Source organism: Pseudovibrio sp. Ad26 (genome assembly GCF_001623285.1).
GTDB lineage: Bacteria > Pseudomonadota > Alphaproteobacteria > Rhizobiales > Stappiaceae > Pseudovibrio > Pseudovibrio ascidiaceicola.
The window spans coordinates 49,088-62,535 of record NZ_LMCE01000025.1 but is presented as its reverse complement, the minus strand read 5'-3'; the positions used below and the strand labels follow the sequence as shown (position 1 = coordinate 62,535).

Genomic DNA, 13,448 nt, shown 5'->3' with positions numbered 1-13,448 from the left:
CGCAGAACTCTTCAAAATCGCCGCTTGCGTTACCACGCGCAAGCCGCTTAACATCAACATGCAAACCGGGCCAAACACGCCGCTATTCAGAAGCTAATTCTGTCTAACTTCATTCGACGACGGACACGTTTGCGTCTTATCCGGTGTCCTCGAGTAACATATCCACGTTCTTTCAGTTTAAGCAGGTATCGATTGGCATCAAAAACAACAGTTTCAGCACTAAGACATTTCAAAAGATCAGCAGCATACCGAGCAAATCGTATGGCTTCAGGACTCCCCTCTTCTAACACACCATCGGTGCAGGGTAGCAGTTCTCGGCTCAAGCGAGCTCTTCCTCGTACTTGTTTATTGATCAAGCAAATACGATGTTTCGGACAGACAGTTACACCATAAATCTGCTGAACTCTATGCCAATATGTTACGCCGTATTTGCGTAAATCCTGCTCTGAGCAAATTGGACAATACTTCAATACGAGAGGAGCATGTTGTTTGAAGCTTGGCAGTTGACAGGCTCGCAACGCAGCAGCGCAATCTCCTTGAAGCATCGCATTTTTGATTAGCATCGCTCTGGACGGCAAAAAATAGGTAAATAGCGGCGCTAGGGTTTGAGTGTGCAGCAATTGCTCACTATTTTCACTAGCCCTTGAACTAAAGATACTCAGACCGGAAGTGATCAATGGATGGATGGATGCTCTTCTAGCCCCCCAGTACACTTCAAGGTAGTTTGTTAGCCGACTTCCACTCAAAGTAAAATGCCTAAGAATACGACTAAACAGTAGCTCATCTGGAAAGCAAGCTGGTAACTGCATATCCATCATTCCGCCCTCTGCATTGCAGGCTAATTATGAAGCAAAAAGGTTCAACTTCAGTTGGGAAAAGAGTTTCATTTTTCGATATGCAAGGGATCAGCCAGCTGATATTTTGATTAGAAGTAATACATAACAATCAAATCAACGCAGATAAGAAAATATAAATTTTTGCAATTCTGAAGGAAATTGCAGATATGGAACTATTACACAGTTTTTTATTTAGACATCAAACGAAAATAGGCATTCAAGATACATCGAATATTTTTGATCCAATGGGTAGGTGGCATCGCTATCCTTATGTATACCCTCAAACTCAACAAATTTTCTCCAAGTTCGAAGACGCCTTCTTATTGGATGTATTGGCTTACTCAAACCTTCTTGATAGGGGACACCCTCATTTTGAAACTCGTTTCCATAACTTCATTTACAATACGAAACACATTACCGCACTTAATGGGCTCCTCTATCGTGAGCAAGTAAGCCCACAAGCACTCACAGAGTTCACTCTCAGAAGAAAAATTACATACTGCAAGCAGTGCATACAAGCAGATTTAAAGCATAATGGCTTTGTAACTCTGCCAGCTAGTTGGCATTCATGTACTGAATGTCAGGTCCATAACATTCCACTTAGATATGCTATAGCTAATAGTAAAACAGAAGCAGCCAAATCATTGAGAGCTATTATGGCTGGAGATGATCCGAATAAGTATACGGAAGTTTCGAAAGATGATAGCTATAGCTTTCATAGCGATCGAGTATCTAATAACAATCGGCACCCGCTTTTGAGCTTTTGCCTCCTCTTCAAGTTCAATGCGTGGTTCCTCGATAACCATCATGTATTAAAGGGCGATTGGCGAGATGTATTTGGCTATAAAAAACATGAGTGGAAGTCTCATCAGGCTATAAAAGCGCAGTTCGGATATGAAACAACTGGCTCAAATGACTGGCTGATGTATACTGAAACATTGCTGAGCGATCTATTTGAAAATAACTACGACGCATTAAGCCCATTCTTTAAGAAGCACGCTCAAAAACTTGAAATCTTTAGCGGCGTAAGAGATCTAAAAAAATATTCGGATATTGTTTGGGTACCCAAGAAGTGTCCCTGCAAGTCTTGTAAATTTCTAGGCGTTGAGTATAGAGACCCTAGGCGACTTGAAAGAGAATACTTTGGGTTTACATGCACCCCTGAACTCGATGTATCGGGTAAAATTTCCGCTATTGAATATTGCGAGTAACGACAACATTACAAACTTTTTTATTCCAAACTCCTGCATCATTACAAACTATTTTATACCGTCACATTAGGCAAGCAAATTAAGATCGGAAAAATTACCTAAACATCCATAATCACAACCTGCCTAATAAAGACTACTGGCGCTGTTTTGCCTCGCGACAATTGCGCGCGTTTAGTAGGAGTAGGTAGAATAGCTCAAATATATCAAAATTTTAGAGAAGCTTGAATTTGGTGTTTGTATTTGGCTTGGTGGATTGAAAATTTGGTGTGACGCGGTACACTTTTGGGGCTTAATCAAGAAACAATAGTAAAGCCAACAAATGGCACTTATTCTTCATCTGCTGCAGCAAATGTGTGTGTATTTGGTGATCGTTTATATGGTCAGCAAAACGCCGCTGTTTAAGATTTTTACGGAAGACGCCCCTCGCCTGCCGCACAAGGTACTTATTTATCTGGTGTTCTCTGGCTTTTGCGTGATTGCCACAACATTCGGTGAACAGGTTGATGGGGCCATTGCTAACACCCGCGCTATGGGTGCAGTTCTGGGTGGCCTTTTGGGTGGCCCGGTTACGGGATTTCTGATTGGCTTGACGGGCGGTTTGCACCGCTACGGCTTTGGTGGGTTTACTGATCTGGCTTGTGCGATCTCGACCACCTCAGAAGGCCTGTTGGCCGGGATGACTGCATTCTATTTGCGCACGCATAACAAACGCGCACTGCTGTTTCGCCCGATGTTTGTGTTTGGCCTCACCTTTGTAGCGGAAGTGGTGCAGATGCTCATCATCCTGATTGTAGCCCGGCCATTTGATCAGGCTCTTGCGCTTGTCCAGCAAATTGCGCCCCCGATGTTATTCGTCAACTCACTGGGAGCTGCTTTCTTTATGAGCATTGTCCGCGATCAGAAGACGATGTTTGACAAACTATCATCAGCCTTCTCCAGTCAGGCACTAAAGATTGCAGAACGATGTGTCGGCGTACTTGCTAAGGGGCTAAATGAAGTCTCTGGAGGCAAGGTTGCCCAGATTGTTAAAGACGAGACGAATGTAGGTGCTGTCGCGATTACGGACCGCACCAAGCTGCTTGCTTTTATTGGGATTGGCTCGGATCACCACAAACCGGGGACAGAGATTTCCTCTCAACTGACTATTGATGCTATCGAGCAAAACAAGGTTATGTATGCAGACGGTGTTGAAGAGCCATATGGCTGTTCGCTGTCATCCTCCTGCAAGTTGGGTTCATGCCTCGTTATTCCGCTTCATAGCGACTCTCAGGTGATCGGCACAATCAAACTCTACGAGCAGAAGAACAAGCTGTTTTTGAATATCAACCGAACACTGGGCGAAGGCATTGCGAAGCTTCTCTCCAATCAGATCCTTTATGGAGAACTGGAAGAGAAACAGAGCCTTTTGACACGGGCTGAGTTGAAACTGCTGCAAGCGCAAGTGAACCCGCACTTTCTGTTCAACACGCTCAATACAATTGCCATCATTACAAAACGCGACGCGGAGAAGGCTCGGGAACTATTGCTGCAGCTCTCCAAATTTTTACGCATTAATCTGAAGCGCACCTCTGGCCTCGTCACTCTTGGTGAAGAACTTGACCATGTGGACGCCTATCTGGCGATTGAGAAAGCTCGTTTCCCGGACAAACTGGCTGTTGAGCTCGATGTTCCCGCTAAACTGCTATCCCTGAAAATTCCAGCATTTACGTTGCAGCCACTCATTGAGAACGCCATCAAGCATGGCATTTCGCAGAGCATAGACGGTGGATGCGTTAGAATCCGTGGGCTCTTGAGCAATGAGTATGTGGAACTTCAAGTGGAAGACGATGCCGGGCTTTATGTGCCACCACAGAACCGCGAAGGACTTGGAGTTTCACTGGTCGACAAACGCTTGAAGAAACAGTGGGGTGAGGAGTTTGGCCTGCACATTGAATGGGAAGAGGACGCTTTTACCCGGGTTTCAATCCTACTCCCTGCTCCTATGTTGGAGGCAGCCCAATGATTAGTTGTCTGATTGTTGATGATGAACCTTATGCTCGTGAGGAGTTGAAGGATTTGCTCACTGGAGCAGATGGTATCGAAGTACTTGGCGAGTGCAGTAATGCGATTGATGCCCTTGGGTTTATAAATAAGCACAAGCCTCAACTGGTGTTTCTGGACATTCAGATGCCGCGCATCTCTGGCATGGAAATGATTGGCATGCTGGACCCGGAAACTATGCCGCGCATTGTGTTTTCGACCGCTTATGACGAGTATGCCATTAAAGCCTTCGAGCATCATGCTTTTGATTATCTGCTCAAACCAATTGAAGAGGACCGGCTTGCCAAGACACTTGGCCGGGTCCGATCTGATCTGCGTCCGCAATTGATGGAAGAAATTACGCCTCAAGAGCTTCAGCACCTCCCCTGCTATCTTGGAAACAAGCTGAAGGTCGTTCCAGTGGCAACCGTTGAATATGTGTTTAGCGACTTGTCTGGAATCCATGTGGCGACTGCAGAGTCTTATGTCCACACACACCTCACCCTTAAAGTGCTGGAGCAAAGAACCGCATTGGCCCGTTGCCACCGCCAGTACCTCGTCTCACCGGATGCGATTTCGGAAATCGTGCTGCAAGAAACAGGTGCGGAAGTGGTGACGCACAACGGCACCAAGATCCCAGTTTCGCGTCGCTACCTGAAAAGCCTGAAGCAACATTTTGGATATTCATAAGTGCGTATATACACTTAGCCTTTGGGTCACTTCAAGTTTACGTGAAACTGTCGCGTCGCAATTAACCGCTTATTTGTTTTAATTGCCGCTCACCTTGCCTCAACTGCCGCTTAGCTGAAACTTCAGCGCCTTGCCCTTGAAACCGGTCTAATCGCTCCCAGAGATTTGTGGAGGAAGAAAGATGTCCTGGTTTCTCTTAAGTATTGGCCTGCTGTTCGGCGGCTATTTTATCTATGGCATGTTTGTCGAGAAGGTTTTCGGGATTAAGCCCGCACGCCAGACACCTGCCCATGCACATACAGACGGCGTCGATTATGTGCCTATGTCCACCAAGAAGGTCTATCTGGTTCAACTGCTGAACATTGCAGGTGTTGGACCGATTTTTGGACCGATCCTTGGAGCTTTGTATGGTCCAGCTGCGATGTTTTGGATCGTTTGTGGCTGCATCTTTGCAGGCGCGGTGCATGATTACTTCTCCGGCATGCTGTCCGTTCGCAACAAAGGGCAATCCGTCCCCAACCTTGCCGGTAAGTACCTTGGCAACGGTGCGAAGCACTTCATGAACATCTTTGCAATTGTTTTGCTTTTGCTCGTGGGCGTCGTGTTCGTGTCTGCTCCGGCAAGCCTGCTCGGCCGCCTGACTGGTGTTGATGTTACCATCTTCCTGGTTTGCATATTCGCATACTACCTGATCGCCACCATCGTTCCTGTCGACAAGATCATCGGGCGCTTCTACCCTTTCTTCGGCGCATTACTGGTGTTTATGTCTGTGGGCTTGACGGTCGCTTTGCTGCTGTCCAGCGAACACACCATGCTGCCAGGTGTTGAAGCTGGCGATTTCTTCCAGAACCTGAACCCGAATGACATGCCACTGTGGCCTGCTCTGTTCATCACTATTGCTTGTGGTGCGATCTCCGGCTTCCATGCCACACAGTCCCCCCTGATGGCCCGTTGCATGGAAAATGAGGAAAATGGTCGCTTCGTCTTTTACGGTGCGATGATTGGTGAAGGCGTTATCGCGATTATCTGGTGCGCAATTGCTCTGTCCTTCTTCGGCGGTGTTGAAGGCCTTGCAGAAGGCATGGGCGGCAATCCTGCGAACCTGGTTTATGAAGCATCCAACGGTCTTTTAGGCGCATTTGGTGGCTTCCTTGCGGTGCTCGGCGTGATTATTCTGCCAATCACTTCTGGCGATACTGCATTCCGCTCAGCGCGCCTGATCCTTGCTGAGTTCTTCAACATGCCACAGAACCAGATGCCAAAGCGCTTACTGCTGGCGATCCCCCTGTTCATTGGAGGAGCACTCCTTACTCAAGTGGATTTCGGCGTGATCTGGCGTTACTTCGGCGTCGCCAATCAGGCAACTGCCGCACTGATGCTTTGGACTGCAGCTGCCTATCTGCTGCGCCATAACAAGCTGCATTGGATCTGCACTATTCCGGCAACCTTCATGACTACCGTTGTTGTGACCTTCCTGCTGAACTCCACCAAACTTGGGTTTGGCCTGCCAATGACGGTCTCCACCATCGGCGGCATCCTCGCAGCCCTGCTGATTGCCTCAGCAGTCTGGGTGAAGGTGAAGGGTAAAGTCGTCGACCACGAAGACGTGCTTGAACCTGGCGAGTAACCCTCCCTCCACTCGCCAAAGCAAAACAGCGCAAGGACCCTAGTCCCTGCGCTGTTTTTTTGTACTTACCAGCCTTCCAAATTTCACTATAAATAAGAAAAACTTATCGCATCGTGCAAAAGATGCAATTTCACTTAATGTGTTTGGCGACCTATATTCAGTCTAGAATTTGCTGGATGCATCGTTTCGTCTCACCGCTTAAGGTAAACGCTACGTCAAAACCAGCAAGAGCCAAATTAGATAGTGGAGACAGCAATGCACGGTAACGATGTCAAGACAGCCGGTGTTTGTCCGGTGGTACATGGCGCGAATACATCGATGGATAAGCCGGTTACCCGATGGTGGCCTGATGCTTTGAATCTCGACATCCTCCATCAACATGGTGCGCGTACCAACCCGATGGACCCAGGCTTCAACTATCATGATGCTGTCAAATCACTCGACTTCGAAGCGGTGAAGGCAGACGTCCATGCGCTTATGACCGACAGTCAGGACTGGTGGCCAGCGGATTGGGGCCATTATGGCGGCCTGATGATCCGCCTTTCATGGCACACAGCTGGCTCTTATCGTCTTGCAGATGGTCGCGGTGGTGGCGGTTCCGGTAACATTCGCTTTGCCCCGCTTAACTCCTGGCCTGATAACGCAAGCCTCGATAAAGCGCGCCGTTTGCTTTGGCCTATCAAGAAGAAGTACGGCAATGCTCTTTCCTGGGCTGATTTGATTATCCTCGCAGGTACAATCGCCTATGACTCCATGGGTCTGAAAACCTTTGGTTTCGGATTTGGCCGTGAGGACATCTGGGGGCCAGAAATCGACACCTATTGGGGATCTGAAAAAGAATGGCTCGCACGTAGTGAAGAGCGTTATGACGATCTGGATGATCCTTCAACGCTAGAAAACCCGCTTGCCGCTACTCATATGGGCCTGATCTACGTGAACCCGGAAGGCGTGAATGGCGTTCCCGGTCCGCAAAAAACGGCTGATCAGATCCGAGAAACTTTTGCTCGTATGGCAATGAATGACGAGGAAACTGCAGCGTTGACCTGTGGTGGTCATACTGTTGGTAAGACCCATGGACGGGGTGCCGTCGACAACATCGGTGTCGCACCAGAAGCCGCTGGTCTGGACGAACAGGGATTGGGCTGGTCCAATCCTGGACAAGACGGCAAGGCAACGAATGCCTTTACCTCTGGCATAGAAGGTGCGTGGACCACACACCCAACCACATTTGATATGGGCTTTTTCGATATGCTGTTCGGCCATGAATGGGAGCAGGTAAAATCTCCCGCTGGCGCGTGGCAATGGGAACCCGTCTCCATCAAGGAAGAAGACAAGCCTATCGATCCAACCGACCCGTCCGTTCGTCATAATCCAATCATGACTGATGCGGATATGGCGATGAAGGTTGACCCGATCTACAACGAATACTGTCAGAAGTTCATCGCAGATCCTGAATATTTCAGAGATACATTTGCACGTGCGTGGTTCAAGCTGACCCACCGCGACATGGGACCGAAGGCAAACTATCTTGGCCCGGATGTACCGAAAGAAGAGCTCATCTGGCAGGATCCTGTTCCAGCAGGCAGCACCAACTATGATGTTGCTGCTGTGAAAGCAAAAATCTCATCAAGTGGTTTGAGCAATGAAGACCTGATCAAAACCGCTTGGGACAGCGCGCGGACCTATCGCGGTTCCGATATGCGCGGTGGTGCTAACGGTGCTCGCATCCGCCTTGCTCCTCAAAAGGATTGGGTTGGTAATGAGCCTGACCGCCTGACCAAAGTTCTGGCTGTGCTTGAACCGATTGCGGCAGAGGCAGGAGCCTCAGTTGCAGATGTGATCGTGCTGGCAGGGAACGTTGGTTTAGAAAATGCCATCAAGGCAGCTGGTTTCAACGTAGAAGTTCCATTTGCTTCTGGTCGTGGAGATGCCACTGATGCGATGACTGATGCCACATCCTTCTCTGTATTGGAGCCTATTTCTGATGGCTTCCGTAACTGGCAGAAGCAAGAGTACGCTGTTAGCCCGGAAGAAATGATGCTGGATCGTGCACAGCTCCTCCGCCTGACCGGATGGGAAATGACTGCGCTCGTTGGTGGTCTGCGTGTTCTTGGTGCCAATTATGGCGGATCAAAGCACGGTGTCTTCACTGACCGAGAAGGTCAGCTGACGACAGACTTCTTTGTCAACCTGACCGACATGGACAACAGCTGGCATCCACTCAAGGATGGTACCTATGAGATCCGTGACCGGAAATCTGGCAAGCCAAAGTGGACTGCAACCAGCGCTGACCTTGTGTTTGGCTCCAACTCAGTCCTACGAGCATACGCTGAAGTGTACGCTCAAGATGACAACCACGAAAAGTTCGTCCGCGACTTCGTGGCAACATGGACCAAGGTCATGAACGCCGACCGCTTTGACCTGGCAGCCTAATAAATAAGATAAGCCCGGACAGGACACTGCCCGGGCTTCCTCTTGCAACTCCATACAGGTGCCCTCTCTACCCCAGCTATATCCGGTTGCGCTCCTGTGGTTTTCCGGTTAAGAACCTCTTGACCTCGGGGTGCGCGTATTTGTCGTGCTGAGATGCTTTAGTGGCGAACCCGTTGAACCTGAACCGGCTAGAACCGGCGGAGGGAAGGGTACCGGTTTCATCCATCCTTGCCCTCTCGCCGCAATGGAGGATGACTTGAAACATCTGTTAATTGCTGCGGGACTACTCACTGCAACATCAGCGATGGCTGCTGAGAAGCCTCAACTGACAGTTTACACCTATGACAGCTTTGTTTCTGACTGGGGCCCAGGCCCAAAAGTGGAAGAAGCGTTTGAAGCTGTATGTGAGTGTGACCTGAAACTTGTTGGCATCGAAGACGGCGCAGCACTGCTTTCCCGCATTCGCCTTGAGGGTCAAAACTCAGATGCCGATGTGGTACTGGGCTTAGATACCAATCTTGTTGAGACTGCCAAGAAAACTGGCCTGTTTGCACCGCACGCTGTTGAGGCCCAATACACGCTGCCAGTGGAATGGGCTGATGAAACCTTTGTGCCGTACGACTGGGGCTACTTTGCCTTCGTACACAAGAATGGCGAAACCGTACCAACCAACTTCCGCGAGCTTGCAAAGAGTGATGCCAAGATCCTTATTCAGGACCCACGCTCCTCAACGCCAGGCCTTGGCCTGCTGCTATGGGTGAAAGCGGCTTACGGAGATGAAGCTGCTGATGTCTGGGCGGACCTTTCCGACAACATCGTGACCGTTACAAAAGGCTGGTCCGAAGCTTATGGTCTTTTCCTTGATGGGGAAGCGGACATGGTGCTCAGCTACACCACATCACCGGCATATCATCTGATTGCTGAAGAAGATAACAGTAAGACCACTGCCGCGTTTGAAGAAGGCCATTACATGCAGGTTGAAGTGGCGGCAAAACTTGCCGGAACTGATCAGCCTGAGCTGGCAGACAAATTCCTGAACTTCATGGTTTCAGACGCTTTCCAGACAATCATTCCAACGACCAACTGGATGTATCCTGCTGTGACACCAGAAGGTGGTTTGCCTGCTGGCTTTGACACATTAAAGGTGCCTGAGAAAGCTTTGTTCTTTAAACCTGAAGAAGCTGCTGCTGCAAGAAGTGAGGCTCTGCCGGAATGGCTAGAAGCGCTCAGCCAGTAAGTTCGCTTCCCGGTGTTGCCGCGGCATTTCTTGTCGCGGCACTTATACTTGGCACGCTGGCTGCAGTTGCATTGCGTGCAGAAGCGGGCCATGGCTTTTCCTCTTCCGACTGGCCTGCTCTCAAGTTTACGCTTACTCAAGCCGTGCTTTCTGCCGTGATCAGTGTGGCACTGGCTGTGCCCGTTGCACGGGCCTTGGCACGACGTCGGTTTCCAGGTCGCAGTTTGCTCATAGCATTGCTTGGTGCCCCCTTCATTCTTCCAGTTATCGTTGCCATTCTTGGGCTACTGCAAGTGTTTGGCCGTGCAGGCTGGATATCTGATGTGCTTGTCTATTTCGGCGCTTCGCCTATCCGCATCTATGGCCTCCACGGTGTTGTGTTGGCCCATGTTTTCTTCAACCTTCCGCTTGCAACTCGATTAATTTTACAAGGGTGGCAAGAAGTCCCTTCAGAGCGTTTTCGCCTTGCTGCACAGCTGGGGTGTGATGGAAAAGCTCTGTTTCGACTGATCGAACTGCCCATGCTCACCCGCATTTTACCCGGCGCACTGGCTGTGATCTTTGCTATCTGCCTGACAAGCTTTGCTGTTGCTCTGACACTTGGTGGGGGGCCACGGGCAACAACGATTGAGCTGGCGATCTATCAGGCATTTACATATGACTTTGATCTTGGACGGGCCGCGCTGCTTTCTGCATTGCAACTCACGCTCACTGCTGCAGCAGCCTTTGCAGCCCTAAAGCTTTCGCGCGGTGAAGGGTTTGGTGCAGGACTGGACCGAGCGATCCAGCGCTGGGATGGTGGTGCACCTGTTGCAGACGCCTTCTGGATTTTGCTTGCAACGTTCTTTTTACTTTTGCCGCTCAGTGCCGTTGTTCTTTCAGGCCTTAGCGGTCTGTTTCTGATGCCCTTTATTGTGTTGAAGGCGGCGCTTGTTTCCGTTGCTGTCGCTGCAGCCAGCACGGTGATCTTGTTGCTGTTCGCATTGCCTATGGCAGCAGCCGTTGCCGTTCGCCGACATAGTGTGGTTGAACTTGCTGGAATTTTGGGATTAGCGGCATCCCCGCTGGTGATTGGAACGGGTTTGTTTATCATTATACGTCCATGGGCAAACCCGTCAGACCTTGCTCTTCCTGTGACAGCACTCGTCAATGCGGCGATGGCATTGCCGTTTGCACTTCGCATTCTTGTCCCTGCTGCGCGAGATACGGTTTCACGTCATGGACGGTTGGCCTTGTCTCTAAATATGGAAGGCTGGGTGTTCTTTTCACGCGTCCTCATTCCACGTATGCGGCCACAGATCGGGTTTGCTGCGGGGCTTGCTGCGGCGCTTTCCATGGGAGACCTTGGCGTGATTGCCCTGTTTGCAGATCCGGAAATTGCAACGCTGCCTTTACAGATTTACCGCTTGATGGGGGCATACAAAATGCAAGCAGCAGCCGGCGGAGCTCTTTTACTGCTTGTGCTTTCAATGGCACTATTCTGGATTTTAGATCGGGGAGGTCGCTGGCATGCTGAAGCTTAGCTCTTGTCTCATTGCAAATGGCCGGTTCCAGTTGCAGGCCAATTTGTACGTTGAAGCTGGCAGCAGCGTCGCCGTTATTGGCCCCTCCGGCGCAGGGAAATCAACTCTGCTTGAGGCCATTGCTGGATTCCGCGAGATATCGCAGGGGCAGCTTTTCTGGAAAGAAGGTGAACTCACCAAACAGGTTCCAGGAAAACGCCCAATCGCCATGTTATTTCAAGATGGCAACCTGTTCCCTCATTTAACTGCCGCACAAAACGTGGCTCTTGGTTTGCGGTCTAACGGAAGGCTCTCAAAGCCTGAGCAAGAGCAAGTCACAGCTGCTCTTTCACGGGTTGGACTGGCAGCTATGGGAGAGCGTAAGCCAGCTGAGCTATCCGGTGGTCAACAAAGCCGCGTCGCCCTTGCCCGTGTTTTGGTTCAGCACCGTGATCTGTTGTTACTCGACGAGCCCTTCGCCGCCCTCGGCCCTGCTCTTAAGGCCGAAATGCTGGATCTTGTCGCGGAGCTCATCGCAGAAACTGGCACGACGCTTCTTATGGTCAGCCACGACCCACAAGACGCCCGCCGCATTACCAGTCAAGCAATTCTAGTCGCCAACGGGTCAGCGCACCCACCCGCTGAGACCGCCCAACTCCTCAACAACCCTCCGCCAACATTGCGGGAGTATTTGGGGTAGCATCTTCGCTGATGAGGTCCATTTTAAGTTGGCTGGCACCGTCTACTCAAAAGCGTGATTGGTGTAATTGGCGCATCTCTGATTTTATCTAGCGCATCTCTGATACGACAATGTGAATGCCAGATGGCTTCAGTTGATCTTCATGAGAGCATATAATTTTCAGACATATTACTAAAGATGTCTGTCTATGTGAGGTAGCGTTCAGATCATGGGTTTACTTCAAGATGGTCGTTGGGTCGATCAATGGTATGACACTTCAGAAGCAGGTGGTCGTTTTTTGCGCAAGGACTCTCAGTTTCGGAGTTGGATCACTCCTGACGGTGCTTCTGGCCCAAGCGGTCAAGGTGGCTTTAAGGCAGAAGCAAACCGCTATCACCTTTATGTCTCGCTCGCCTGTCCATGGGCACACAGAACTCTGATCTTTCGCAGTCTCAAAGGATTAGAGTCTCAGATCTCGCTTTCTGTTGTACATTGGCACATGGCAGCAAATGGCTGGACATTTAGTGAAGGCGACGGTGTTGAACCAGATCGAATTCATCATTCAGACTTTCTGCATCAAGTGTATACGGCTGCACAGGCCGATTATTCAGGTCGAGTGACCGTCCCGGTTCTATGGGACAAGAAGAGCGGCACTATTGTCTCGAATGAATCCGCAGAAATCATCAGGATGTTTAACTCAGCTTTTGACGAGATTGGTGCAAAGCGTGGAGACTATTATCCTAAAGCATTGCGATCTGAAATTGACGCACTGAACGAACGTATCTATTCCAACGTTAACAATGGTGTTTACAAAGCTGGTTTTGCCACCTCCCAAGCTGCCTATGAAGAAACCGTCGTCCCTTTATTTGATACATTAGACTGGCTTGAGAACCGGCTCGACGCCCAGCGTTATCTAACAGGCAATGAAATCACAGAGGCTGATTGGCGCTTGTTCACGACACTTATCCGATTTGATCCTGTCTATGTCGGGCATTTCAAATGTAACTTGCAGCGTATAACGGATTATCCAAATTTATCAGGTTATGTGCGGGATCTTTATCAACAACCGGGCGTCGCAGAGACTGTTAATATGGACCACATCAAAGGCCACTATTACACCAGTCATGACACAATAAACCCAACGCGGATTATTCCGGCTGGCCCACTGATCGATTACTCCCTACCCCATCAGCGTGAAGTGTTGGGATAATCTG

General features: G+C 49.7%; 10 protein-coding genes and 1 riboswitch. Of the genes, 9 read left to right on the top strand and 1 reads right to left on the bottom strand.

The window, feature by feature from the left end:
- Nucleotides 1–86 precede the first annotated feature (86 nt).
- The gene (locus PsAD26_RS28740) at nucleotides 87–818 is read right to left on the bottom strand and encodes a TniQ family protein (RefSeq protein ID WP_084403585.1); all 732 of its coding nucleotides are present in this window, start codon (nucleotides 816–818) and stop codon (nucleotides 87–89) included.
- A 185-nt stretch (nucleotides 819–1,003) separates the two neighbouring features.
- On the opposite strand from PsAD26_RS28740, the gene PsAD26_RS05445 reads away from it, so the two are divergent.
- The 9 genes from PsAD26_RS05445 to PsAD26_RS05405 all read left to right on the top strand — a co-directional run bounded on the left by PsAD26_RS05445 (nucleotide 1,004) and on the right by PsAD26_RS05405 (nucleotide 13,444).
- The gene (locus PsAD26_RS05445) at nucleotides 1,004–2,047 is read left to right on the top strand and encodes a hypothetical protein (protein ID WP_063309598.1); all 1,044 of its coding nucleotides are present in this window, start codon (nucleotides 1,004–1,006) and stop codon (nucleotides 2,045–2,047) included.
- 319 nt (nucleotides 2,048–2,366) lie between these two features.
- On the top strand, nucleotides 2,367–4,049 hold the full coding sequence (locus tag PsAD26_RS05440) for a sensor histidine kinase (RefSeq protein ID WP_063309597.1): 1,683 nt from the start codon (nucleotides 2,367–2,369) through the stop codon (nucleotides 4,047–4,049).
- Complete coding sequence (gene btsR / locus PsAD26_RS05435) at nucleotides 4,046–4,756, top strand: two-component system response regulator BtsR (protein WP_063309596.1); 711 nt, start codon at nucleotides 4,046–4,048, stop codon at nucleotides 4,754–4,756. Before PsAD26_RS05440 ends, btsR begins: the two co-directional genes overlap by 4 nt.
- 181 nt (nucleotides 4,757–4,937) lie before the next feature.
- Nucleotides 4,938–6,383: a carbon starvation protein A gene (locus PsAD26_RS05430; protein WP_063309595.1), complete on the top strand. Its 1,446-nt coding sequence runs from the start codon at nucleotides 4,938–4,940 to the stop codon at nucleotides 6,381–6,383.
- 255 nt (nucleotides 6,384–6,638) lie between these two features.
- Nucleotides 6,639–8,816, top strand: a complete 2,178-nt coding sequence (gene katG / locus PsAD26_RS05425) for a catalase/peroxidase HPI (RefSeq protein ID WP_063309594.1) — start codon at nucleotides 6,639–6,641, stop codon at nucleotides 8,814–8,816.
- Between the two features lie 116 nt (nucleotides 8,817–8,932).
- Nucleotides 8,933–9,039, top strand: a riboswitch (TPP riboswitch).
- Between the two features lie 33 nt (nucleotides 9,040–9,072).
- On the top strand, nucleotides 9,073–10,053 hold the full coding sequence (gene thiB, locus PsAD26_RS05420; RefSeq protein ID WP_063309603.1) for a thiamine ABC transporter substrate binding subunit: 981 nt from the start codon (nucleotides 9,073–9,075) through the stop codon (nucleotides 10,051–10,053).
- On the top strand, nucleotides 10,029–11,576 hold the full coding sequence (locus tag PsAD26_RS05415; RefSeq protein WP_063309593.1) for a thiamine/thiamine pyrophosphate ABC transporter permease ThiP: 1,548 nt from the start codon (nucleotides 10,029–10,031) through the stop codon (nucleotides 11,574–11,576). The genes thiB and PsAD26_RS05415 overlap by 25 nt, the downstream gene beginning before the upstream one ends.
- Nucleotides 11,563–12,255 carry an ATP-binding cassette domain-containing protein gene (locus tag PsAD26_RS05410; protein WP_063309592.1) on the top strand — a complete coding sequence of 231 codons (693 nt, stop codon included), beginning with the start codon at nucleotides 11,563–11,565 and terminating at the stop codon, nucleotides 12,253–12,255. The genes PsAD26_RS05415 and PsAD26_RS05410 overlap by 14 nt, the downstream gene beginning before the upstream one ends.
- Nucleotides 12,256–12,463: 208 nt before the next feature.
- A complete protein-coding gene (locus PsAD26_RS05405) occupies nucleotides 12,464–13,444 on the top strand; it encodes a glutathione S-transferase family protein (protein ID WP_063309591.1) in 981 nt (326 codons plus the stop codon).
- Nucleotides 13,445–13,448: the final 4 nt, after the last annotated feature.